This is a genomic window from Qipengyuania sp. NPDC077410, assembly GCF_044543405.1.
Taxonomy (GTDB): Bacteria; Pseudomonadota; Alphaproteobacteria; order Sphingomonadales; family Sphingomonadaceae; genus Qipengyuania; species Qipengyuania pacifica.
Genome location: NZ_JBITWB010000001.1, coordinates 489,675 through 512,574 on the forward strand (window position 1 = coordinate 489,675; position 22,900 = coordinate 512,574).

Below are 22,900 nucleotides of genomic sequence, written 5' to 3' on the forward strand. Positions count from 1 at the left end.
TCGGCAGGACAATCACGGGGATAGCGACATCGTTCGGTTTTCCCCTTTTGCGGGCGATGTCCGCAGCCCCCGGCGCCCTGCCCTTCCTGCGAGGGGTGGGGCGCCAATTTTTTTGGATGTTCCAAGGACTGCGGACGGCGCGGTGCGAGCTCAGCCGTTGGGATCGGCGACTTCGACGCCCAGCGGGGTCTGCTGGTGCTGGATGACCACCCATTCTTCATGATCGAGGCGCAGCAGCGTGCTGGTGCACAGCGCATCATAGGTGCGTTCGCCGCCCTTCGCCCTGGCGCGATAGGCGATGACGATCAGCCCTTCCTGATGGCGTTCCACCCGCGTGTCGGCAAATTCGACCTCGTCCCAGCGCGGGGTGTTCTTCACCGCTTCCACCGCCGCGCGGCGATCGTAGAGGAAGGGCGCTGCCGGAAGCGACATCACCACATCCTCTGCCACCTGCGTTTCATAAGCGTCGGCCCCGCCGGTCCACAACGTGCGTTCGAATTCCCATAGCCGGTCGTCATTCATCGAATTGTCTCCTTGATGCTTCCCCTTCCCAATGCATCGCGGCGCCGATCGTTCAGAAACAGGCGGTCTGGAGGGGTGATCCAACAGGGCGTGCCTCACGCCGGACGGACCGTGGACCTTTTATGCGCTGCCACCCGTTGGTTTAGTGTAAGTCACACAAAATAAAAGGGTTTTCAATGTTTGAGAAGCTACGCATCAAGGAACACATGGAAGTCGCCGATTGCAAGGGCATCCATGTCGGCACGGTCGATGAAGTCGAAGGCGATGCCATCAAGCTGACCAAATCGGACAGCAGCGATGACATCCACCACTTCCTGTCGATGGACGATGTCGAAAAGATCGACGACAACCGCATTTACCTGAAGGAAAGCGCACGCATTCCCGCAGGTCTGGGGACCAAGGCCGCAGAACGCGCCTGATCCCGCGACATAGCGATCCCATCAGCGGATCGGATGAAGCCCCGCCCGGTTTTGCCGGAGCGGGGCTTTCTTGTGGGACGGGTCCAAAACTTATGGGACGGGTCCAAAATCGAGCCAAATCATTGCGCGCAGGCGGTATTCGGGTAAGTACGTAATCAACAATGAACCGGGCGCACGATTTCAACCTTGGCAAGGCAGCGCATGCCGCGCTTGCCGGCGACAACCCACCGTCTGCGTGGGACGATCGCCTGCGCGCTGCGTTGAAAGACGCCCTGGCCGACACGCATTACCGCGAAGGGCGGTTCCTGCTGGTGGTGATCATGGTGGTGGCCGTGCTGTCGCTGGCGACGGACCTGCTGGTGGCGCCGCAGAACCTGGGACAGGTGGCGGCCGTGCGGCTCGGCCTGGTCCTTCCCTTGAGCGGGATCGCCCTGCTTCTGCCGCGGCGGCTGGTGGGGCTGCAGAAGGTGATGATCGCGCTGGCGCTGATCGCGTTCGGGCTGAGCATGGCGTTCGCCAGCCTGTTCGTCCCCTCGCCCGGCGATGCGCTGCTGGCGCTGGGCGTGGTTACTCTGCTGGCGCTGGCGCTGCCGGTGCTGCCGTTCCGCGGGCCGGCGCTGGTCGCTTTCATCCTGCTTTATGTGCTGGCGGTCGGCGGCTTTCTCTACATGAGCCAGCACGACATCGTGAAGACGAGCGCCTTCGCCGCGATCACCATCGTAACCGCCGCGACCGCGACGATCATTGCGCACCGCGTACACTGGCTCGAACGGCGCAATCTGCTGCTGACGCTGGAAGCGGGCAGCCGCGCGGCGACGCTGGAAGGGAGCAACGCCCGGCTGACCGAACTGTCGATGGAAGACCCACTGACCGGCCTCGCCAATCGCCGCCGGGCGGAGCAGGCCTTTGCCGAACATTATTCCATGCCCGCCACGGCGGGACAGGCGGGCCCGGCGCTGTTCATGCTCGACCTCGATCATTTCAAGGCGTTCAACGACCGGTGGGGCCATCAGGCCGGGGATGCGTGCCTGCGGGCGGTGGCAGAAGTGCTGCGCCACGCCGCCAGCCGCCACGGCGGGCTCGCCGCGCGCTTCGGCGGGGAAGAATTCATCTTCCTGCTGCGCGCCGACGATGCGGGCCGGGCCCAGGCCATTGCAGAGGAACTGCGCGTCGCGATCGAACGGATCGAGATCGAAGACCATGGCGCAACGTCGACCGCCACCTGCACTTCCAGCATCGGGATCGCGCTGCATCAGGGGCCCGAGGCGCCCAATCTGGCCCGCATGCTGTCCGCGGCGGATGCCGCCCTCTACCGCGCCAAGGCGGACGGGCGGAACCGCACAATGGTCGAAACATAGGCGTTCGCTGCAGGGTCAGACGTCCGGCAGGCGCTGGTCGGCAAAGCCCCAGCCATGCAGCGATTTCGACTGGGCACGATCGAGCAGTTTCTTCGCATCGTCGATGGAATAGGGGTGGGCGTCCTTCATCCCCTTGAGCTCGTTCCAAGCGAGCGGGATGGCCACCGGCGCACCGGACCGGGCGCGGGCGGAATAGGGCAGGATCGCGGTCGATCCGCGCTGGTTGCGCAGCCAGTCGATGAATATCTTCCCCTTGCGCTTCGCCTTGCTCATCGTGGCGATGAAGCGATCGGGCTCTGCAAGGCTGAGCGCTTCTGCAAAGCGGCGCGCGAAATCCTTGTGCTGATCCCAGTCGTGCCCGGTGGTCAGCGGAACCACCACATGCACGCCTTTCCCGCCCGACAGCATGGCGAAACTGGTTAGCCCCAGATCGGCCAGCCGGTCGCGAATGTCGCGTGCGGCCTGCTTGACCTCGTCGAAACCGAGACCCTCGTCCGGATCGAGGTCGAAGATCATCCGGTCTGGAGCCTCCACATCGCCCGACCGTGCGGCCCAGCCGTGAAATTCGATGGTCCCCATCTGCACGCACTGGAGCAGCCCCTGGGGATCGTCGATGTAGAGATAGTCTTCGTGGCCGCCGTCCTTTTCGCGGATGGCAACGTGATGCACTCCATCGCCGAAACTGCCGCTATCGTGTTTCTGGAAGAAGCATTTCTTGGCGCGGCCCTGCGGACATCGCACGAGGCTGATGGGCCGATTGGCAGCGAAGGGCAGCATGATCGATGCAACTGCCGCATAGTAATCGGCCAATTGCCCCTTGGTCTGGCCGCTATCCGGAAAGACGACCCGATCGCGACTGGAAATTTCGACCTTCGCGGCAGGAGCGGGAGAGGCTTTCGCCTGTTCGGGTTCGACGCTGCCGGCATCCTTGTCGCTGCGCAGGCCAAGAAAGCTGCCGTGCCGGACATTCCCGTCCGCAGTGAATTCGGCAAAGGCGATCTCGGCGACCAGCTTGGGCGTGACCCAGGTAACGCCGCGCGCGCTCGCCTTGTCTGTTTCGACGGGGCTGGTCTTGCGTTCGATCCGTTTCAGTTTCGCGGCCAGATCATCGAGATCGTCTGTGGAAAAGCCCGTACCGACATTCCCCTTGTAGACGAGTTCGCCACCTTCGTTCTGAGCGAGCAGCAGCGAGGCGAAGGGCCGGCCCTTGGCCGAAGACTTCTTCCACCCGACCACGACGAATTCCTGCCGCCGCGTGCATTTCACCTTGACCCAGGATTTGCTGCGACGCCCGGAATAGGAGCCGTCGACGGTCTTGGAGATGATGCCTTCCTGCCCGGCATTGCACATGGTCCGGTAGAGCTTTTCACCTGCCCCCAGGACATGCTGCGCGACATGGATCGGCGGTTCCGCCGTATCGAGCAGCGCTTCGAGCCGTTCCTTGCGCTCTATGTTGGGCAGGCCGGTCAGATCCTCGCCGTCCAGAGAAAGCAGATCGAAGGCATAGAGAGCGAGACTGTCCGCTGCGGTCTGCGCTCCCTTGCCGCGCTTCAGGACTTTCTGCAGGCTGGAAAAATCGGGATTGCCCTTGGCATCATGGGCGACGATTTCGCCGTCGATAAGGCAGGCCGGCAAATCGAGTGCGGCGATAGTGTCAACTAGGGGGCCGAACTTGTCGGTCCAGTCCTTCCCATTGCGAGTGTAAACGCGAACAGTCTTGCCCTTCGCAGCAATCAACGCGCGATAGCCGTCGAACTTGATTTCGTGCATCCAGCCATTTCCGGCCGGGACATCGTCGACGAGCGTTGCAAGCTGTGGCTTGCGGTATTTCGGTATCGGCGCCGACTTGCGCCTCTTCGGCTTGGCCTTTCGCGCATTATGCGCAGACGCCTTTTCCATCTGCGCCAGGAAGGCATCGTCCTTCTTGCCCGCCAGTGGATATTCGCCGTTCTTGTCCGCCGCAATTTCCGCCATTGCACGCCCGGTCAGAACGCTGGTCAGTTCGCGCTGGACGAGCGCGTCACCATCTTCGGCGTGATCGTCTTGCAATTTGCGCAATAACCAGTTCTCGCGCTTCTCGCCGGGCTTTTTCTTCAGCCGGATCAACAGCCATTCGCCCTTCATGCGCTCGCCGTCGAGGGTGAAGTGAAGGTGCCCCTTGTCGAGATCCTTGGCAGTCTTGCCCGCTACAGGCTGCCATTGCCCCCGGTCCCACAGCATGACGGTTCCGCCGCCATATTCGCCTTTGGGGATCACGCCTTCAAACTCGGCGTAGGACATGGGATGATCTTCGGTCCTGACGGCCAGCCGTTTGATATCGGGGTCTGGCGATGGCCCCTTGGTAACTGCCCAGCTTTTCAAAACGCCATCGACTTCGAGCCGAAGATCCCAGTGAAGCCGTGTCGCGTCGTGCTTTTGAACGATGAAGAGGTTGCCCCCTTTTCCGCCTTTCCGCTGGCCGGCCGGTTCGGGCGTCGCCTTGAAATCGCGCCTGGCATTATATTCCGCCAGCGGATCCGTGCGCGCGGCCATCGATCAGGCCGACTTCTTGCGGCGCGTCGTCTTCTTGGGCTGTTCCTTCCCGACAGACTTCTTGAGGGCCGCCATCAGATCGATCACATTGGAGCCATCGGCGGCTTCGGGCTCGTCGACATCTTCGATGATGGCCTTTTTGCTTTTCGACTTCGCCTTCTTGTCGATCAGCTTGCGGAGCGCCTCCACGTAGTGATCTTCGAATTCGCCTGCATCGAAAGGCGCGCTTTTCTGTTCGATCAGCGTATTGGCGAGGTCGAGCAGTTCCTTCTTCGGCTTCGCATCGCCGATGTCATCGAAGAAGGACTGTCCCTGCCGGACTTCGTTGGCATAGCGGAGCGTTTCGAGAAGCAGACCCTTGCCGCATGGCTTGATGGCGACCAGTTTTTCGCTGCCGCGCACGGATAGCTGACCCAGCGCCACCTTCTTCGATTTTCGCAAGGCTTCACGCAGGACGATGAACGCTTCTTCGGCGAGCTCATCATTCGGGACGACATAATATGGTTTCTCGAAATAGAGCGGGTCGATCTCGCACGCGTCGACGAACTGGACGAGTTCCAGCGTGCGCTTGCTTTCTATCTTGACCGCTTCGATCTCTTCATCGTCCAAGAGGACGTAATTACCCTTGGAAACTTCATAGCCCTTGATGATTTCATCGCGATCGACCGGGCCGATGCCAGGGACGACCTTTTCATAGGAAATACGTTTGCCGCTGGGCTCGTGGATCTGATTGAAGCTGATGCGCGCACCCGATTTGGTGGCGGAATAGATTTCGACCGGTATCGAAACCAGCGCCAGCCTGATCTGTCCCTGCCAATATGCGCGCGCTGCCATCGAAATCTCCTCGAACCCTGAAAGGAGCGCTTGAGCGCGCGAATAGGTTCCGAAGAAGCAGACGGCCCCGCAAGTGCCGAACACTCGCGGGGCCGCAGATTTGGTCAGTCCATCACCTTACTGACAGGCGAGGCATTCCTCGTAATCGGTCTGTTCGCCGCCGGCAGCCAGTTCGTACTTGGCGGCATCGGCCGTGTTGTCGGCTTCCACGCCGCCAGCAAAGCCGGCGCGCTGCACGCTCTTCGACCGCAGGTAATAGAGCGATTTGATGCCCTTTTCCCATGCCTGGAAGTGCAGCATCATCAGGTCCCATTTGTCGACATCGGCGGGGATGAACAGGTTCAGCGATTGCGCCTGATCAATATAGGGTGCGCGATCGGCCGCGAATTCGAGCAGCCAGCGCTGATCGATTTCAAAGCTGGTCTTGAACGCGGCCTTTTCCTCCGCAGTCAGGAAATCGAGGTGCTGGACGCTGCCGCCACGTTCCAGGATCGAGTTCCAGATATTGGTCGAGTTCTTGCTCTTCTTGTCGAGAATCTTTTCCAGATAGGGATTCTTGACGATGAAAGAGCCGGACAACGTCTTGTGCGTATAGATGTTGGCCGGGATCGGTTCGATGCAGGCGCTGGTGCCGCCGCAAATGATGGAAATCGACGCGGTCGGCGCAATCGCCATCTTGCAGCTGAAGCGTTCCATCGCGCCGGTTTCGGCCGCGTCCGGACACGGTCCGCGTTCTTGGGCGAGCACCAGCGAGGCTTCTTCCGCCTTGGCGCTGATGTGTTTGAACATCTTGAGGTTCCAGACCTTCGCCATCGGGCTTTCGAAACCGATGCCCTTGCTCTGCAGGAAAGAGTGGAAGCCCATCACGCCCATGCCGACGCTGCGTTCGCGCATGGCGGAATATTTGGCGCGCGCCATCTCGTCCGGCGCGCGATCAATATAGTCCTGCAGGACGTTGTCGAGGAAGCGCATGACGTCTTCGATGAACTGCTTGTCACCGTTCCACTCGTCCCACTTTTCGAGGTTGAGCGAGGACAGGCAGCACACCGCAGTACGATCGTTGCCGAGATGGTCGATGCCGGTCGGCAGGGTGATTTCGGCGCACAGGTTCGACGTCGAAACCTTGAGGCCCAGTTCGCGGTGATGCTTGGGCATCATCCGGTTCACCGTGTCGGAGAAGACGATATAGGGTTCGCCCGTGGCGAGACGGGTTTCGACCAGCTTCTGGAACAGGCTGCGGGCATCCACGGTCTTGCGGACCGATCCGTCGCGCGGAGATACGAGGTCGAATTCCTCGCCATTGCGCACCGCTTCCATAAAGGCATCGGTTACGAGCACACCGTGATGCAGGTTCAGCGCCTTGCGGTTGAAGTCCCCGCTGGGTTTGCGGATTTCGAGGAATTCCTCGATCTCGGGGTGAGTGACATCGATATAGCAAGCGGCCGAACCGCGGCGCAGGCTACCCTGGCTGATCGCGAGAGTCAGCGAATCCATTACACGCACGAAGGGAATGATGCCGCTGGTCTTGCCGTTGAGGCCGACAGGTTCGCCGATACCGCGAACATTCCCCCAGTACGTGCCGATGCCGCCGCCTTTCGAGGCGAGCCAGACGTTTTCGTTCCATGTGTTGACGATACCGTCGAGGCTGTCTGACACCGAATTGAGATAGCAGCTGATCGGCAGGCCGCGCGTGGTGCCGCCGTTCGACAGCACGGGCGTTGCGGGCATGAACCACAGGTTCGAAATGTAATTGTAGAGCCGCTGCGCATGATCGCCATCGTCGGTGAAATAGTCCGCGACGCGGGCGAACAGATCCTGATATTTCTCACCCGGAAGCAGATAGCGGTCGGTCAGGGTTTCCTTGCCGAATTCGGTCAGCAGCGCATCGCGGCTTTCGTCGATCTGCACGTCGAAACGGCGATCGAGAACCTTCTTGCTGTCTTCCTTGGTCGCCTGCGCAGCAACGGCCGCAACCGCGCCGGCAAGAGCTTCGCCCGCGGCTTCCTGAACCAGCTGTTCGCTACCGTTGTCGGACTTGTCCATGGCGACCGCCTTCTTCTTGGTGGTGGGCTCGTCGACAGTGTCGTGCGTATCCAGATCCAGTGCCATCGCCGTGTCGTTCCCGCTCTTGAAATCCATCGTCTGCCCCGCCGTTTGAGTGTACCGCCCGCCCATGACCGGGCTGCGCATGTTCCGCTTGTGTTCGAGTCGGCGGGACTGTCTTCCCACCTAGCAATTTTGTGCGGTTCGAGGGTAAAAACTTATCCCGCTTTTCCCCACAGCCCCGGCGTGAAAGCGGCTTCTCCCTATATGGGGAGCAAACCGCCGATAGCTAGGTCTTGTGGGTACCCCCGGTATCCCGACTACTAGATACTGAATCAGACGGGACTCGTGTGCAAGACCGTAAATGAACTTTTAAGAAGGTCGGCAGCCTGTTGGCGAAGTGCTTTATCCAGGTGCAACGCCGCGACGCGTGGATCAAGCTGGACTTGCCGAACACGCAAGCCCGAAAATGAATCCGGGAAAAAAATTTTGCGGGCAAAAATCATCGTGCCGGGTTGAGAATCATTCGAATCCCGGCGCGCAATTTTCAACCCAACGCTGTCCCGCTCGCTGCGAGGTTCCTTAGGACCATTACCTGCGCCAGCTTGTGAGGAAGTGGGTCAGCCTGTCGCAGATTTGGCGTGGCCGGCGATGGCATCGGCCACCTCATCGACCAGTTCCAGAGGCAGGTCATGGCCCCATCCGCGAATGGTCTTCAGCGTCGCGCCTGGAATGCATGCGGCGGTGTCCCTGCCGCCTTCGCACGACACAAGCGGATCGTCTTCGCCATGCAGCACGAGGGTGGGCACGGCAATATCCCTCAGCATAGGCCGCCGGTCCCCATCCGCCACGATGGCCGAGAGATGGCGCGTGGGCCCTTCAGGGTAGAAGCTGCGGCGAATGCTGGCGCGCGTGCGATCGCGCAGGCGGTCTTCCGCCGTCGGGTAGCCGGGCGATCCGATGGTTCGCGCCAGCATCACCCCGTGATCGACGAGCACGTCTTCGTCCGTACTGTCGGGACGGGTCACCAGCGCCTTCATCGCCTCCGGCCTGGCGGGCGGCAGTTTGGGATTGCCGCTGGTCGAAAATACGGATGTCAGCGAAAGACACCTGTCCGCATGGCGATGCACAAGATGCTGCGCGATCATTCCACCCATGCTCGCGCCGACGATATGCGCCTTGTCGATTCCGAGCGCGTCCAGCAGACCGGCGCCATCGTCAGCCATGTCGGCCAAAGTATAGGGAACCTTGGGCGTGAGGCCGATCTTGGACATCAAGGTCAGCTTGATCAGGCCGGGTGCCTTTACCCCATCGAATTTCTGACTGAGGCCGATGTCGCGATTGTCATATCGGATTACCCGGAAGCCGTGACTGGCGAGTCTTTCGACCAGTTCGTCGGGCCACAGGGTAAGCTGCGCGCCGAACCCCATGATCAGCAGCATCGCTGGATCGGCGGGATTGCCGGTTTCCTCGTAGTGGATTTCGATCCCGTTCGCTGTCGCCTTCGGCACATGCCTCTCCCGTGGTTCACAGAATCGCAGGTTCAACCGAAAAGCAACGCGTTGTCCATGGGAAGTGTGCGACATAAGAATAATGAGCGCATGCCATAAGCCGCATGATACGGCGCTTGGGTCACGGTAGAATGACACCTTTATTTCGCTTATGTCGCCTTCCTACAATACAACGCGCGAACTGTCTGGCTCTGCTATTGCGGGATCTCAATCCGCGGGGGCACCGGGATGGAAAAGCGTAGGGGCAATCGCTCCAAGACCGACGACGACGTGATGGTTTCCATCAACGGCGTTGCTGCGCGCGGCAGAATGCTCAACCTCTCACGCGAAGGCTGCAAGATCACCGGCACCCGCATCAATGCGGAGGTGGGCGAAGCCGTGACGGTTACCCTGCTCGAAGGCGTGGCGGTTGAAGGCGAAGTCATGTGGGCGGAAGGCGAAGAAATCGGGATCGGGTTTGCCCGCCCGATCGGCGAGGCCACGGTGAAATATTTCATGCTCGGCACGTTGCAGCATGCGCGGGACGAGATACCCGTCGACCAGTTCGGCCGGGGGTTTCCTCCCATGCGCCCCGACCGGGGCCTTGCCGACTAGGGCATCGCCCTAGGGGACCAGTACCGTATCGCGCCCGATCGGGTTGGTTTCGGGATAATCGAGAATAAAGTGAAGCCCGCGGCTTTCGTGCCGCTTCAATGCGCTGCTCACGATGAGGTCCGCGCATTCGAGCAGATTTCTCAGTTCGATGAGATCGGTCGTCACACGGAAATGGCCGTAATAATCTTCGACCTCGTCCCGCAAAAGACGAATGCGATGCGCGGCGCGCTCGAGCCGCTTGGTGGTACGTACGATGCCGACGTAGTTCCACATGAACCGGCGAATTTCCGTCCAGTTCTGCTTGATCACCACTTCCTCGTCGGAATCGGTTACCCGGCTTTCATCCCAGGAGAGGATTTCCGGCGGATCGTCGAGCTTGTCCCAGCATTCGAGGATGTCCTTGGCCGCCGCCTCGCCGAACACGAAGCATTCGAGCAGCGAATTCGACGCAAGGCGATTGGCGCCGTGCAGCCCGCTTTCCGTGCATTCGCCAGCCGCCCACAGACCCGGCAGATCGGTCTTGGCATCGAGCCCGATCTTAACGCCGCCGCAGGTATAATGCTGAGCCGGGACGACGGGGATCGGTCCCTTGGTAATGTCGATCCCCAGCCCGAGCAGCTTTTCGTGGATGGTGGGGAAATGCTCCATCACGAATTCGGGCGGCTCGTGGCTGATATCGAGATGGACGTAATCGAGGCCGTGACGTTTGATCTGATCGTCGTTGGCCCGCGCCACGATATCGCGCGGGGCGAGCTCCATCCGCTCCGGGTCATATTTCTTCATGTACCGCTCGCCCGTGATCGGGTTCAGCAAGCGCCCGCCTTCACCGCGCACTGCCTCGGTAATCAGGAAATTCTTGACGTCGAGATTATAGAGGCACGTCGGGTGGAACTGCATCATCTCCATGTTCGAAACGCGCGCGCCTGCCCGCCAGGCCATGGCGATACCATCGCCAGTCGCGCCCCGTGGAGCCGTACTGAACAGATAGACGCGCCCTGCGCCGCCTGCCGCCAGCACCGTTGCGCGGGCGACATGTGACACGACCTCGCCGGTTTCCTCGTCGAGCGCATAGGCACCCCACACCCGACCCGAACCGGAATAGTCGACCTGATTGCGTCCTGTAATTAGGTCCACGCAGCTTTGGCCTGGCAGCAGGGTAATATTAGGATTTTCCTCCGCCGCCTTGAGCAATGCTGCCTGCACGGCCCACCCCGTCGCGTCGTTTACGTGGACGATGCGGCGATGCGAGTGCCCGCCTTCCCGAGTAAGATGAAGATCGCCCGCTTCGCGATTGAAAGGAACACCCAGTTCGCTCAACCGGTCGATCGAGGCGGGTGCCCGCTCGATCACAAATTCCACCGTTTCACGATTATTGAGGCCCGCGCCTGCGATCATCGTATCGCGAACGTGGTTTTCGAACGTATCGCCCGCATCGAGAACGGCGGCGATGCCCCCTTGCGCCCAAGCAGTCGAACCGCTGTCGAGCCGCCCCTTCGCCAGAACGAGCACCTTTTTCGTTTCGGCCAGGGCCAGTGCCGCAGTCAGGCCGGCAGCGCCTGAACCGATCACCAGGACGTCATGAGGAATTGCTGTCATCACAACGTCATGGCTGGCCAGAATGCGGGCGGCAAGAAAAACAGACTTCCGCGAAATACAGTGAAACTGCTCAATTCGCCGCGGATATTTCAAACTCGCAGCATGCCAGCCACGATTCGGCGCAGCACGGTTAACGCAGCGTCACGGCCGCCTTAAGGCACGAATCGATAGGGGAATATCACAAGGGACGCAGAGGGTCGCAAATGGGACTGGGACGTATTGCCTGCGCTGTCGGAAAGCACAGCGTAGATCGCACGAATGTAAAGCGCGCAGCAGGCCAGCAGGTAGGGCGCTGCCGTAATTGCAAGGCACCGATGGAAGAGATCGAGCCGCATCACTGGGAACTTCAGCGGGTAAAGGATGCTGGCCTGGGGCCCCGCGCCTTTATGTAGCGGTTGTTATCACCCCGCGCCGGTCAACTGGACGAAGACGTCTTCAAGATCTGCCTCGCGCGTGGTGACATCTTCGATAGCGTAGCCATGTGACTGGACCAGGGCCAGCACCTGCCCAGCGCTCGCCTTGTCGCGATCGTATGTGATTTCCAGCCTGCGCGGTTCGATTACTTCGGCTTTGGTGAAAGCCTCTTCCATGATCGGACCGCCCAGATCCTTGTCCACCGTGATTGACACGACTTTTTCCCGCGCCATTCCCACCAGTTCTCTCGTCGGCTTTTCGGCAATCAGTTCACCATGGTTGATGATCGCGATGCGATCGCAAAGCTGCTCCGCTTCTTCGAGATAGTGCGTAGTCAGAACGACCGTCACACCTTGCCGGTTGAGATCGGTCACCAATTCCCAGAGCTGGCGGCGCAATTCGACATCGACTCCTGCAGTCGGTTCGTCGAGCACGAGGATCGGAGGCGAATGAACCATCGCCTTTGCGATCAGAAGCCTTCGCTTCATCCCGCCAGATAGCGTGCGTGCATAGGCATCCCTCTTGTCCCAAAGATGCACAGCTTTCAGCAGTTCCTCGCTGCGCCGCTCCGATTTGGGGATGCCGTAAAAGCCGCCCTGGTTTTCCAGCACTTCGAAAGGCGTGAAAAAGGGATCGAAGACGATCTCCTGCGGAACGATCCCGATGGATCGCTTCGCATTGCGCGGGTTATCGCCGATATCGAAGCCCCAGATTTCGGCGCTGCCGCGGGTCTTCCTGACCAAACCTGCGAGAATATTGATAAGGGTGGATTTGCCTGCGCCGTTAGGGCCCAGCAATCCGAAAATGCCACCTTGCGGGACATCGAAGCTTACCCCCTTCAGCGCAAGCTTGGGCTTTTCGCCGGGGCCGGCAGGTGCATATTCCTTGACAAGGTCGTCAATGCGTATCGCTGGGGGAGTAGTCATGCAGCCGACCTAGGTGCAGCGCGCCAATGCGACAAGCGGCGAATGCTTGCGTAGGCGCGATGCACATATTATCGGCATTGTTCATGAGCCTGCCTCCTCCCGAATTGTCCAAGGTCACCACGCGGCGCGTGTGGTGCGATGGCGCAACCGACATCCGTACCGGCGTGAATTACAAGCCCGCCGCACTCGGTCACCCGAAAGTCTATCTCGAGATCGACGAGCATGGTTACGTCGATTGCGGCTATTGCGACCGGCGCTTCGTGCTGATCGGCGGACCAGCAGATGGCGTCGATCAGTCGCAGCTGATGGACATCTCCGAAGGCGCCGATCCCGGGCACCCGTAAGCCTGGCAGTGGCCCCTCGCCTTTGGCTTCAGCCATCCCTACATAGGATGGTATGACGCCAGCGAACGATCCCCACGCCCTTCTTTACAACCAGCTCGACCCCGAGGAAGCCAAGGCACTGACAGCACGGCTGCTGGCGCCTTGCGACGATGGCGAGCTTTATCTCCAGTTCATGGCGACCGAGAGCTTCGCCTTCGACGATGGTCGGCTGAAGACCGCTGATTACAGTCGAGATTCGGGGTTCGGCCTGCGCGGCGTTTCCGGCGAGACAACCGGCTTTGCCCATGCGAACGAAATCAGCGCCGCAGCCATCGCCCGCGCAGGCGAGACGCTGCAATTGCTGGACGCGACCAAATCTCCGCATTCCGCTCCGCCAGAACGGACCAATCGCCATCTTTACACCGATGCCAGCCCGCTGGATCTGGTGCCGTTCGCCGAAAAGGTGGCCTTGCTCGAGAAGATCGACGCTGTTGCACGAGCTAAGGATCCGCGCGTAGCGCAAGTTACTGCGGGCATGTCGGCCAGCTGGAGCGCGATCGACATCATCCGCGCCGATGGCTTCACGGCGCGCGATATTCGCCCCCTCGTGCGACTAAACGTCAGCATCGTTGCCGAAGCGAACGGGCGCCGCGAAACCGGCAGTTTCGGCTTCGGCGGACGTTATCTCTACGACACTCTGTTCGATGAAGGCCGGTGGATGAACGCGGTCGATGAAGCTGTGCGCCAAGCGCTGGTAAATCTGGAGAGCATCGAGGCCCCTGCGGGCGAGAAGACTGTATTGCTCGGGCCCGGCTGGCCGGGTGTGCTGTTGCATGAAGCTGTAGGACATGGGCTCGAGGGAGATTTCAACCGCAAGGGCACGAGCGCCTTTTCCGGCCGCATCGGCGAACGCGTGGCGGCGCCCGGCGTCACCGTCATCGACGATGGCAGCATCGCAAACCGCCGGGGTTCACTCAGCATCGATGATGAAGGAACCCCCACACGCGAAACCGTCCTTATCGAGGACGGCATTCTCAAAGGATACATGCAGGACCGGCTCAACGCACGGCTGATGGGCGTGGAGGCGACCGGTAATGGGCGACGCCAGTCCTACGAACACGCGCCCATGCCGCGTATGACCAATACCTTCATGCAAAGCGGAACGGACGATCCAGAAGAACTTCTGAGCCGTATGGACGACGGAATCTACGCAACCAGCTTCGGCGGCGGGCAGGTCGATATTGTATCCGGCAAGTTCGTCTTCGCCTGTACGGAAGCCTATAAGGTCGAGAAGGGCAAAGTGATTGCCCCGATAAAGGGTGCCACCCTGATCGGTGACGGGCCGACCGTGCTGACCAAGGTGCGCGGTATCGGCAACGATATGGCTCTCGATGAAGGCATCGGCGTCTGCGGTAAGGGAGGTCAGAGTGTGCCCGCCGGCGTTGGGCAACCCACCCTGCTTATCGATGGCATCACCGTGGGCGGAACGGCCTGACCCCGCCAGGCGTTCGACTCATCGAAGGTTCAGTCACGAGGGTCTAGTATCCGAACATCCTTCAGGAGATTCGACATGTTCAAGCACATCGCCTTAGCCACTGCCGCTTTCGGAATGCTCTCCTCGCCCGTTCTGGCGGATGAAAACGCCCAGATGACACGCGGCGAAGAGAAGCTGGCCAAGCTGCTTGACGGTCGCGTTGCAGGCGAGCCGCAAAGCTGCATCCGCACATTGGGCAGTCGCAATCTCAGCCAGATCGACGGCACGGCCCTGACCTATCGCGACGGCGACACGGTATGGGTCAATTATACGCGCAATCCCGACAGTATCGATGATCGCGACATCATGGTCATCGACCGGTTCAGCGGATCGAGCCTGTGCCGTACCGATCAGGTGAAGCTGGTCGATCGGGTCAATGGCTTCCTGTCGGGAATCCTGCTGCTCGACGAATTCGTCCCTTACAAAAAGATCGACACCGAAGGCTGATCGCCCGGTCAGGTCGCGGGTAAGGCCTTCTGGCCCGCCGCCCGGATAACTGCCCTCGCTACGAATACGCCGACCACGGCAAAGGCCGGGAGCATCAGGCCCGGCTCGGGCAATTCGAAGCCGAAGGCGGTACCGGCTGCGCGCACCAGCGCAGTCAGTCCCAGCATGGTAGCAACCCCGACGACGAGCAGGCCGAACGCATTGGCGACAGGTCCGTTGGCGTTCTCGCCTAACAGAGCCCCATCGTTCATCGCCGCAAGCAGGAATAAGGCGACCAGCGGTAGCAACACGCCGTTGAACGCCTGCGCGGCAAGGATTGCGGGTGTAGGCCGGATGTCGGCCAGCCCGAACCCCACGCCGATGATCAGGATGACCAGCCATACTGAACGAAAACGCCATCCGGATGCCTGCCAATGGGCATCGTCTGGCGCGCCGAACAGGCCCCGCGCCGTCAGGGCGGCGGCCAGCGGTGCAGTCACTGCCGACGAGACGCCAGCAGCGAGCAGGCCGATCCCGAAACCGGTCCGCGCCCAACCGCCCAGTTCGACTGCCAGAACGTCGCCCAGTGCATCGAACGAAAATTCGCCGGTGAGCGAAGTTCCTACCACGAGAATACCAGCGGTAATCAGCAGGCCGAGGCCGACGGCCACGGCCAGTCCGAAGCGCATTTCGTTCAACCCCTGCCCCCGGGCCAAGGCAGCGCCGAGAAAGAGATTGTACGGCACCACCGTGGTGCCGACCAGGGCAAGTACCCCAAGCAATGCGACACTGTCGTCGCCGAAGCCCGGTGTGGGCACAAGTCCGGCAACGAGCGACGCAAGCGGGGGCGCCAGCGAGATCGCCACGGCGAGAAATCCCGCGCCCATGAGCGCTACGAAAATCGCCATCGTCCGGGCCACGCCTTGCGGCGATCCCGAAAGCAGGAGGGCCGCAGCGATCGCGGCCAGGATGAGGGTAACAGCTTCCTTGGACCAAGGTAACGCCAGCATCGCGCCCGCCGCACCGCCCAGGATATTGCCAGCTTCATAGGCAGCGCACCCCAGCAGGATAGCACCACCAATCAGGATAAGGGTGGCGATGCGTGCAAAACCGGTGGGGTACCGACGCCGCAGGATAGTCGCCAGATCATCGCCCGTAGCTACGCTCAGCCGGCCAGCGAATTCCTGAAGAGTAAATGTGGCAATGCCGGAGAACACCACTGCCCATAGCAGCGCCGTACCGGCATCGGCACCGGCGCTGGCGGCAGCCGTGACCGTGCCCGGTCCGATGAACGCTGCCGCAATCGCGGACCATAACAGGATCGAGGCCAGGCGCTTCATCGACTGCCTTTCTGCAGCAAGCGGGACAATGCAGCAATCATGTGTTTGTCAAGCCGGTCTTGCACAGGGCCAGGGCCGGACAGGTGACGCAATCCGGCATCGACGGTCGGCACCATGTCTGGCCCAGCTTCTTCATCAGCAAGTGGTGTTCATCATAGTCAGCGCCGGACCATTCTTCCGGCATTACAGGCATGATCGCGTCGAAGGCGCGTTCCGTGTTTGCTTTCGGCGGGACAAGGCCCATTCGCTGAAGGATACGCTTGTGATGACCGTCGAGAACGATGGCGCGCCGGTCAAGTGTGGATGCATTCATGACCCCGGCAGCGATCTTGCGCCCCACACCGGGTAGCTGCTCCAGCCAGTTCATGGCTTCGTGAGTTTTCATTTCACCAAGATGCGAAAGATCGACCTTGCCGCGCGAGGCCACAATCGCCGACAAGCTGGCCTTCAGCCGTTCGGCTGCGACGCCGGGATAAGTCTGCGTCGCGAGTTCGGCTTGCAACTCGTCCAGCGCAGCGGTCGCAACCTTTTCCCAGCTCTTGAACCGCTTTAGCAGGCGATCGGTAGCAGCGTTCGAAATCTCCGATTTCGTCTGCGCACCGATCACACCCTGGACCAGTACCCATTCCGGTTGCCGCCACGCGGCGGCAGCGCGTTCGATACGTCCGAACCGTTGGACAAGCAGCGCCTGGAGCCGCCGTATGACGTCCGTGCGGGGATCGGACCCTAGCGGGAGTTCCAATTCACTCCCATTCGATCGTACCCGGCGGCTTGCTGGTATAGTCGTAGACCACCCGGTTGATGCCCTGCACTTCGTTGATGATGCGCGTTGCAACGCGGCTGAGGAAGCTGGCATCGAAGGGATAGATGTCGGCCGTCATCCCGTCGGTGCTGGTTACGGCGCGCAAGCCGCAAACACTGTCATAGGTGCGACCGTCCCCCATGACGCCTACGGTCTTGACGGGCAGCAGCACCGCAAAGGCCTGCCAGATCGCGTCGTAAAGCCCGGCGTTGCGGATTTCTTCGAGGTAGATCGCATCCGCCTTGCGCAGGATGTCGCAGCGTTCCTTGGTGACTTCACCCGGAATACGGATGGCGAGACCCGGCCCGGGGAACGGATGGCGGCCGACGAAAATCTCCGGCAGCCCCAGCTCGCGGCCCAGCTCCCGCACTTCGTCCTTGAACAGTTCGCGCAAGGGTTCGACCAGCTTCATGTTCATGCGTTCGGGCAAGCCGCCGACATTGTGATGGCTTTTGATCGTGACGCTCGGCCCGCCGGTGAAGCTGACGCTTTCGATTACGTCTGGATAAAGCGTTCCCTGCGCAAGGAAATCCGCGCCGCCGATTTTCTTCGCTTCGGCTTCGAACAGATCGATGAAGGCCCCGCCGATGAACTTGCGCTTCTTTTCCGGATCGGTCTGGCCCTCCAGTCCACCCAGAAACATCTCTTCGGCATTCACATGGACGAGCGGGATGTTGTAATGGTCGCGGAACAGGGTCACGACCTGCTCGGCCTCGTTCATGCGCATCAGCCCGTGGTCGACGAAGACGCAGGTCAGTTGATCGCCGATCGCTTCATGAATGAGCACTGCGGCAACCGCGGAATCGACGCCGCCAGACAGGCCGCAGATAACCTTGCCATCACCAACCTGCGCGCGAATTTCTTCGATCTTGGTCTTGCGGAATTCGGCCATCGTCCAGTCGCCGGCGAGGCCGCAGACATGGCGCACGAAATTGGCCAGCAGTTTTCCGCCGTCGGGGGTATGCACCACCTCGGGGTGGAACTGCGTGCCGTAATATTTGCGCTCTTCGTCGGCGATGACCGCAAACGGCGCCCCATCGCTTGTCGCGACGATCTTGAAACCGGGTGCAAAGCGCGTGACCTTGTCACCATGGCTCATCCAGACCTGATGACGTTCGCCGTTCTTCCATAGGCCGTCGAAAAGCGCGCACTCCTCGGTCACGGTCAGATAGGCTCGCCCGAACTCTCCACCATCGCCGGTTTCGTGGCCGGGACGCACTTCGCCGCCAAGTTGCTGGCTCATCACCTGCTGGCCGTAGCAGATGCCAAGGATCGGCAGTCCGCTATCGAACAGAATCTGCGGTGCGCGCGGGCTGTCTTCGTCGCACACGCTCGCAGGCGACCCGGAAAGGATGATCCCCTTGGGTTGCAGGCGATGAAAGGCTTCCTCGGCCTGCGTGAACGGCGCGATCTCGGAATAGACCCCCGCCTCACGCACGCGGCGTGCGATAAGCTGGGTGACCTGGCTGCCGAAGTCGACAATGAGTATGGAATCGGGGAGGTGCTCTGGCTGCATGCGGTCCGTTAAAGGCAGCGCGCGCCCGCTGTCCAGCATTGGCTCTTACGCTCAGGAAATTGTCCCCATGGCCAACAAGAGGCTGGTCGGGGATAGGCGCTGTTGATCGCCTCGCTGTGGCGATCAACGGCAAAATGTGCACTTCCATGCAACCTATTGGATTCTCACGTCTTCGGCGACCACAGTAATAAACAAGGGACATACTCGAAATGGGTTGCGTAAAACGCAACACCCATCCAAGTTTTCACACTTTAGTTCAAAGACGTGAAAGATTATTACAACCCTCACAGCCAGACGGCGACCCATGAGGAGCCGTTTCGGACGAATTACAGATACGACGGCAGTCCAAGCAGCCGCGTTTCTGGCCTTCCTCGCCAAGAGCGGTCGGCAACATGCCTACCGGGTCTGCGAGGCGATATGGCAGCGAGTAGAGACGCGGCCGCCGACATTCCTCTCCCTCCCCCCAAGAAGTTGGCGCCGCGTCTCGAAAGCCGCAACCACCGCGAGCGTCACGCGGGCAAACCGCGCCGTACCGCTTCCTCGCGAAGTTCCGTCTTGAGAAGTTTCCCGATGTGGCTGCGCGGCATTTCATCGATAACATGTAGCTGAGCCAGCCGCTGCGTCTTTCCCAATCGGGAATTGACCGCGTCGCGAATCGTATCGCAGTCGCGGGCGCTTTCCTTCAATGTGATGAAGCCAACCGGCGTCTCACCCCAGCGTTCGCTGGGAACGCCGATGACGGCCGCTTCGACGACATCGACTTCCTTGCTCAGTTCATCCTCGAGATCGACGGGAAAGATATTGAACCCGCCGGAAATGATCATGTCCTTTGCGCGGCCCACCAATTCAACAAAACCTTCGGCATCCATCCGCCCGATATCACCCATGCGCTGCCACATTTCGCCTGTCTCAGGATCGGTCCAGTATCCTTCCCGTGTTTTGTCGGGCTGGTTTTTGTAACCCGTCATCATCGTCTGGCTTCTGCCGATGAGATTTCCCGCCTCACCGGGTGCTACGGGCTTATCCTCATCGTCGAGCACCTTGAGTTCGCTGCCTGGAGCGGGGCGACCGACAGTATGAAGCTTGTCGGGAAATTTGTGGGCTTCCAGAAGACACACCACACCGCCTTCGGTCATGGAATAGATTTCCACCAACGCTCCCGGCATCCGAGCGAGCACTTCCCGCTTCAGTTCGGCTGGGAACGGCGCAGAGGTGCAGTATTTGAGCTGTAGCGAAGAGAGGTCGAATTCGTCGAAGCGTGGCTCCTGCATCAGGCGGCGGTACTGTACCGGCACCAGCATGGTGGCAGTCGTGCCGTCTTGCTCTGCGAACTGAAGCCATCGCAGCGCGTCGAATTTGCGCGTTACCCGTACGGTGCCGCCAGCGAGCAGGGGCGGCAGGAACGCAACCATCGTAGTGTTCGAATAGAGCGGCGTGGATGCGAAGGTGCACACCCGCATCCCGTTCTCCAGCCAGCTCGATGCCGTTGAAGCGAATTGGCGCCACCGCATCTGGTGAGAATGGACGATACCCTTGGGAACGCCGGTGGTCCCGCTTGAATAGATAATGTTGAAGGCATCGGCAGGTTCAGGATCGAACGAAGCGGCCTTGGCGCCTTCCGGCGCCATCCACGTGTCGAGGTCCTCGTCCAGCGCGATACGCGTCATGTCCGCAAAGCAGCCGTCGCCCAACTCGTTCAACTTCGCGCGATCCATGAAGATATGGGTAGCGCCGGAATCCTTCGCCATTCCGGCCAGCTGATCGGGACTGGCGCTGGTAGTCAGTGGAGCCGCTACTCCGCCCGCCCGCACAGCCGCAAGAAATACGAGCGCGTAGGGAATGGACGAATACCCAAGGATCGCTACCGATTGCCCGCGCTCCAGCCCTTCTTCCAACAGCCGAGCAGCGATACGCTCTACCTTCTCGCCGAGCTGCGCCCAGGTGATTTCGGCATCATCGTCCCGAATGGCGATTTTTTCGCCCAACTCAGCAGCATTGTCGGCGATGATTTGCGAATAGCTGCCAAATGGTTCGGCAAGCTTGGCGGCGATCTGTGTATCTCCCATACCCACACCCTTATCGCTGACCGCGCGTCTGTCTAGCCGCCCGATAGACTGCCGAGCGAAAATGCCAGGATCACCCCCAGTGCAGTAGCGATGCCGGCCCAGTGCCGGTCCTCCCGAAACGCTTGCGGGAAAACTTCGGTGGCAAGGCTGGCGACCACTGCACCGGCAGCAAAGCAGCGTATAAGCGCCAGTGCACCTTCTCCCACGCCGGTCAGCGCCAGATTGCCGACTATCGCGGCAAGAGACAGCAGGACGGCAGTGCCTGCCCACAGCAACATGATCTTACCCTTCGACCGCCCGTCCTGCGCCATCGAGCGTGCCCCGCCTGCCGCCTCGGGCAAGTTCGACAGCAGGATCGATCCGGCCAGGGCGGCAATCTCCAGTCCCCCCGCACCGATGAGCGCGACGCCCAAGGCAAGGTTTTCCGGAATACCGTCGAGGGTAATGGCCGCCAGCAACCCTCCGCCTCCGTTGGAACCCCATTTTTCGTCGATCAGATAATCGCAGATCGCGAAGACGATTGCGCCGGCGCCAACGCCGAGCATGGCGTGAAATACGCTGGACTTCTCGATCGAGGGCTGGATGAGTTCAGTCGTCACCGAAAGCAGCAGCGCGCCCCCAGCCAGCGCGACGAGAAAGCCTTCGAGGCGTTCGGGCAGCTTGCCGTAGATGCCCCATGCGGCGCCGACGACAAGAGCGCCCGACACCACCAGCACCACGGCAAAAAGCATCAGCATTCGATCACGTTGACCGCGAGCCCGCCCTGGCTCGTCTCCTTGTATTTATTACTCATGTCGAGCCCGGTCTGCCTCATGGTTTCAATTACCTGATCCAGCGACACGAGGCTTTCCGCCCCCGTTCGATGAAGGGCCAGTCGCGCGGCGTTGACCGCCTTCACTGCGCCAATGGCATTACGCTCGATACACGGCACCTGCACCAGCCCGCCAACCGGGTCGCAGGTCAGGCCGAGGTTATGCTCCATGCCGATCTCCGCTGCCGAGGCCACCTGCACCGGCGATGCGCCCCACAGGGCCGCGAGTCCGCCCGCCGCCATGGAACAGGCAACGCCAACTTCGCCCTGACAGCCCATCTCGGCACCGGAAATACTCGCGCGCTGTTTGTAAAGCAGGCCGATTGCCCCTGCCGTAAGGAGGAATGTGCGCCGACTATCCGTGCACGGCTGTTCGTCGTTTGCGACGCAATAGAACCGTATCACAGCAGGAATGATGCCCGCCGCGCCATTGGTTGGCGCGGTGACCACGCGCCCGCCCGCAGCGTTTTCCTCGTTTACGGCCATGGCATAGCAATTGAGCCAGTCGAACAATTGTTCACGCTCGTTCGACTGGGGGTTCGCGGAAAGCTTGTCCCACAGGTCCGGCGCACGCCGTTCGACCTTCAGGCCACCCGGCAATATCCCGCGCTGGGTGAGGCCACGGTCGATGCACTGATCCATGGCCTTTGCAATCCGGTCGATACCCTCGAGCGTTTTATCACGCGGTCGGAAAGCGTCTTCGTTGGTCAGGATCAGATCCGCGATCGAGACTTCCGCCGTGTCGCACGCCGCCAGAAGCTCTGCTGCCGAACCGAAATCGTGCGAAACCTGTGTGCCGGTATTGATGCGGTCGCCCTTGGGCTTGCGCTTGAGCTGAGCTTCGGATGCGACGAAACCCCCGCCGGTCGAGTAGTATGTCCGCTCGGACAGCTTGCCGCCATCGGCATCGAAGGCGGTCAGCTTCATGCCGTTGGGGTGCAGGTCGGGAATGATGTGCCCGGCCAGATCGATGTCCACCGCAGGGTCGAAGGCAATTTCACGCCCCCCGCCAAGATCGAGCCGCTTGCTGGCGCGAACCTTTGCAAGCGCCGAAGCCGCTTCGTCAGGACATGTCTTGTCGGGTGCGAACCCCATCAGACCCAGAATGCTGGCATCGACCGTCCCGTGCCCAACGCCCGTAAGCGCCAGAGAACCCTGCAGTTCGATCGCGATGCGGGCCGTTCGCTGGAGCTTGTCCGATTTTGCCAGCGCCCTCGCGAAGGTGCGGGCGATCCGCATTGGACCCACCGTATGCGAGGACGAAGGACCAATCCCAATTCGGAAGATATCGAGCACTGAAAGCATGGCTGGCGAGATGCGCCTTCGACCGCCT

The 22,900-nt window shown here is 60.9% G+C and carries 20 protein-coding genes; 6 read left to right on the forward strand and 14 right to left on the reverse strand.

Annotated elements, in window-relative coordinates; all coding sequences use genetic code 11:
- Positions 1-150: 150 nt before the first annotated feature.
- Complete coding sequence (locus ACIGGE_RS02440) at positions 151-522, reverse strand: DUF4440 domain-containing protein (RefSeq protein ID WP_103024080.1); 372 nt, start codon at positions 520-522, stop codon at positions 151-153.
- A gap of 176 nt (positions 523-698) precedes the next feature.
- Between ACIGGE_RS02440 and ACIGGE_RS02445 the strand changes: the two genes are divergently transcribed.
- Complete coding sequence (locus tag ACIGGE_RS02445; protein WP_196847038.1) at positions 699-941, forward strand: DUF2171 domain-containing protein; 243 nt, start codon at positions 699-701, stop codon at positions 939-941.
- A gap of 161 nt (positions 942-1,102) precedes the next feature.
- Positions 1,103-2,299 carry a diguanylate cyclase gene (locus ACIGGE_RS02450; protein WP_221596407.1) on the forward strand — a complete coding sequence of 399 codons (1,197 nt, stop codon included), beginning with the start codon at positions 1,103-1,105 and terminating at the stop codon, positions 2,297-2,299.
- A gap of 15 nt (positions 2,300-2,314) precedes the next feature.
- Here the strand turns inward: ACIGGE_RS02450 and ligD are convergent, their stop codons facing one another.
- From ligD to ACIGGE_RS02475, 5 genes are all read right to left on the reverse strand, one after another.
- A complete protein-coding gene (ligD, locus tag ACIGGE_RS02455) occupies positions 2,315-4,831 on the reverse strand; it encodes a DNA ligase D (protein ID WP_397489326.1) in 2,517 nt (838 codons plus the stop codon).
- 3 nt (positions 4,832-4,834) lie between these two features.
- Positions 4,835-5,665, reverse strand: coding sequence for a Ku protein (locus ACIGGE_RS02460; RefSeq protein WP_196847041.1), 831 nt, complete (start codon positions 5,663-5,665; stop codon positions 4,835-4,837).
- Positions 5,666-5,782: 117 nt separating this feature from the next.
- The gene (locus tag ACIGGE_RS02465; RefSeq protein WP_397489919.1) at positions 5,783-7,774 is read right to left on the reverse strand and encodes a ribonucleoside-diphosphate reductase subunit alpha; all 1,992 of its coding nucleotides are present in this window, start codon (positions 7,772-7,774) and stop codon (positions 5,783-5,785) included.
- A gap of 269 nt (positions 7,775-8,043) precedes the next feature.
- A complete protein-coding gene (locus ACIGGE_RS02470) occupies positions 8,044-8,259 on the reverse strand; it encodes a hypothetical protein (protein ID WP_397489327.1) in 216 nt (71 codons plus the stop codon).
- A gap of 69 nt (positions 8,260-8,328) precedes the next feature.
- Complete coding sequence (locus ACIGGE_RS02475; RefSeq protein WP_397489328.1) at positions 8,329-9,219, reverse strand: alpha/beta fold hydrolase; 891 nt, start codon at positions 9,217-9,219, stop codon at positions 8,329-8,331.
- A gap of 228 nt (positions 9,220-9,447) precedes the next feature.
- On the opposite strand from ACIGGE_RS02475, the gene ACIGGE_RS02480 reads away from it, so the two are divergent.
- Complete coding sequence (locus tag ACIGGE_RS02480; RefSeq protein WP_397489329.1) at positions 9,448-9,813, forward strand: PilZ domain-containing protein; 366 nt, start codon at positions 9,448-9,450, stop codon at positions 9,811-9,813.
- Between the two features lie 9 nt (positions 9,814-9,822).
- Here ACIGGE_RS02480 and nadB read toward each other — a convergent pair whose 3' ends face one another.
- Both nadB and ACIGGE_RS02490 read right to left on the reverse strand, forming a co-directional pair.
- Positions 9,823-11,409 carry an L-aspartate oxidase gene (gene nadB / locus ACIGGE_RS02485; protein WP_397489330.1) on the reverse strand — a complete coding sequence of 529 codons (1,587 nt, stop codon included), beginning with the start codon at positions 11,407-11,409 and terminating at the stop codon, positions 9,823-9,825.
- A 401-nt stretch (positions 11,410-11,810) separates the two neighbouring features.
- Positions 11,811-12,749 (reverse strand): ABC transporter ATP-binding protein, encoded by a 939-nt coding sequence (locus ACIGGE_RS02490; RefSeq protein ID WP_196847048.1) that lies wholly within the window; start codon positions 12,747-12,749, stop codon positions 11,811-11,813.
- Positions 12,750-12,832: 83 nt separating this feature from the next.
- On the opposite strand from ACIGGE_RS02490, the gene ACIGGE_RS02495 reads away from it, so the two are divergent.
- From ACIGGE_RS02495 to ACIGGE_RS02505, 3 genes are all read left to right on the forward strand, one after another.
- The gene (locus tag ACIGGE_RS02495) at positions 12,833-13,093 is read left to right on the forward strand and encodes a zinc-finger domain-containing protein (protein ID WP_103024069.1); all 261 of its coding nucleotides are present in this window, start codon (positions 12,833-12,835) and stop codon (positions 13,091-13,093) included.
- A gap of 52 nt (positions 13,094-13,145) precedes the next feature.
- Positions 13,146-14,567: a metalloprotease TldD gene (tldD, locus tag ACIGGE_RS02500; RefSeq protein ID WP_301643300.1), complete on the forward strand. Its 1,422-nt coding sequence runs from the start codon at positions 13,146-13,148 to the stop codon at positions 14,565-14,567.
- A gap of 75 nt (positions 14,568-14,642) precedes the next feature.
- Complete coding sequence (locus ACIGGE_RS02505; RefSeq protein WP_222827112.1) at positions 14,643-15,053, forward strand: hypothetical protein; 411 nt, start codon at positions 14,643-14,645, stop codon at positions 15,051-15,053.
- Between the two features lie 8 nt (positions 15,054-15,061).
- On the opposite strand, the gene ACIGGE_RS02510 is transcribed toward ACIGGE_RS02505, so the two are convergent.
- From ACIGGE_RS02510 to ACIGGE_RS02535, 6 genes are all read right to left on the reverse strand, one after another.
- A complete protein-coding gene (locus ACIGGE_RS02510) occupies positions 15,062-16,372 on the reverse strand; it encodes an NRAMP family divalent metal transporter (protein ID WP_397489331.1) in 1,311 nt (436 codons plus the stop codon).
- A gap of 37 nt (positions 16,373-16,409) precedes the next feature.
- Positions 16,410-17,114 carry an endonuclease III domain-containing protein gene (nth, locus tag ACIGGE_RS02515; protein WP_397489332.1) on the reverse strand — a complete coding sequence of 235 codons (705 nt, stop codon included), beginning with the start codon at positions 17,112-17,114 and terminating at the stop codon, positions 16,410-16,412.
- 1 nt (position 17,115) lies between these two features.
- On the reverse strand, positions 17,116-18,690 hold the full coding sequence (gene guaA, locus ACIGGE_RS02520; RefSeq protein ID WP_196847062.1) for a glutamine-hydrolyzing GMP synthase: 1,575 nt from the start codon (positions 18,688-18,690) through the stop codon (positions 17,116-17,118).
- Positions 18,691-19,199: 509 nt separating this feature from the next.
- Positions 19,200-20,756, reverse strand: coding sequence for a class I adenylate-forming enzyme family protein (locus ACIGGE_RS02525; protein WP_397489333.1), 1,557 nt, complete (start codon positions 20,754-20,756; stop codon positions 19,200-19,202).
- 32 nt (positions 20,757-20,788) lie between these two features.
- Complete coding sequence (locus ACIGGE_RS02530; RefSeq protein WP_103024063.1) at positions 20,789-21,493, reverse strand: ZIP family metal transporter; 705 nt, start codon at positions 21,491-21,493, stop codon at positions 20,789-20,791.
- Positions 21,487-22,872, reverse strand: coding sequence for an L-serine ammonia-lyase (locus tag ACIGGE_RS02535; protein ID WP_397489334.1), 1,386 nt, complete (start codon positions 22,870-22,872; stop codon positions 21,487-21,489). Before ACIGGE_RS02535 ends, ACIGGE_RS02530 begins: the two co-directional genes overlap by 7 nt.
- Between the last annotated feature and the right edge of the window lie 28 nt (positions 22,873-22,900).

Excerpts from the sequence above, each read along its gene's own strand:
- ligD (WP_397489326.1), bottom strand. The coding sequence starts at position 4,831 with ATGGCCGCGCGCACGGATCCGCTGGCGGAATATAATGCCAGGCGCGAT.
- ACIGGE_RS02525 (WP_397489333.1), bottom strand. The coding sequence starts at position 20,756 with ATGGGAGATACACAGATCGCCGCCAAGCTTGCCGAACCATTTGGCAGC.
- ACIGGE_RS02465 (WP_397489919.1), bottom strand. The coding sequence starts at position 7,774 with ATGGCACTGGATCTGGATACGCACGACACTGTCGACGAGCCCACCACC.
- ACIGGE_RS02505 (WP_222827112.1), top strand. The coding sequence starts at position 14,643 with ATGTTCAAGCACATCGCCTTAGCCACTGCCGCTTTCGGAATGCTCTCC.
- guaA (WP_196847062.1), bottom strand. The coding sequence starts at position 18,690 with ATGCAGCCAGAGCACCTCCCCGATTCCATACTCATTGTCGACTTCGGC.
- ACIGGE_RS02535 (WP_397489334.1), bottom strand. The coding sequence starts at position 22,872 with ATGCTTTCAGTGCTCGATATCTTCCGAATTGGGATTGGTCCTTCGTCC.
- ACIGGE_RS02495 (WP_103024069.1), top strand. The coding sequence starts at position 12,833 with ATGAGCCTGCCTCCTCCCGAATTGTCCAAGGTCACCACGCGGCGCGTG.
- ACIGGE_RS02460 (WP_196847041.1), bottom strand. The coding sequence starts at position 5,665 with ATGGCAGCGCGCGCATATTGGCAGGGACAGATCAGGCTGGCGCTGGTT.
- ACIGGE_RS02510 (WP_397489331.1), bottom strand. The coding sequence starts at position 16,372 with ATGAAGCGCCTGGCCTCGATCCTGTTATGGTCCGCGATTGCGGCAGCG.
- ACIGGE_RS02490 (WP_196847048.1), bottom strand. The coding sequence starts at position 12,749 with ATGACTACTCCCCCAGCGATACGCATTGACGACCTTGTCAAGGAATAT.
- ACIGGE_RS02445 (WP_196847038.1), top strand. The coding sequence starts at position 699 with ATGTTTGAGAAGCTACGCATCAAGGAACACATGGAAGTCGCCGATTGC.
- ACIGGE_RS02450 (WP_221596407.1), top strand. The coding sequence starts at position 1,103 with ATGAACCGGGCGCACGATTTCAACCTTGGCAAGGCAGCGCATGCCGCG.
- ACIGGE_RS02440 (WP_103024080.1), bottom strand. The coding sequence starts at position 522 with ATGAATGACGACCGGCTATGGGAATTCGAACGCACGTTGTGGACCGGC.
- nadB (WP_397489330.1), bottom strand. The coding sequence starts at position 11,409 with ATGACAGCAATTCCTCATGACGTCCTGGTGATCGGTTCAGGCGCTGCC.
- tldD (WP_301643300.1), top strand. The coding sequence starts at position 13,146 with ATGACGCCAGCGAACGATCCCCACGCCCTTCTTTACAACCAGCTCGAC.
- ACIGGE_RS02480 (WP_397489329.1), top strand. The coding sequence starts at position 9,448 with ATGGAAAAGCGTAGGGGCAATCGCTCCAAGACCGACGACGACGTGATG.
- ACIGGE_RS02530 (WP_103024063.1), bottom strand. The coding sequence starts at position 21,493 with ATGCTGATGCTTTTTGCCGTGGTGCTGGTGGTGTCGGGCGCTCTTGTC.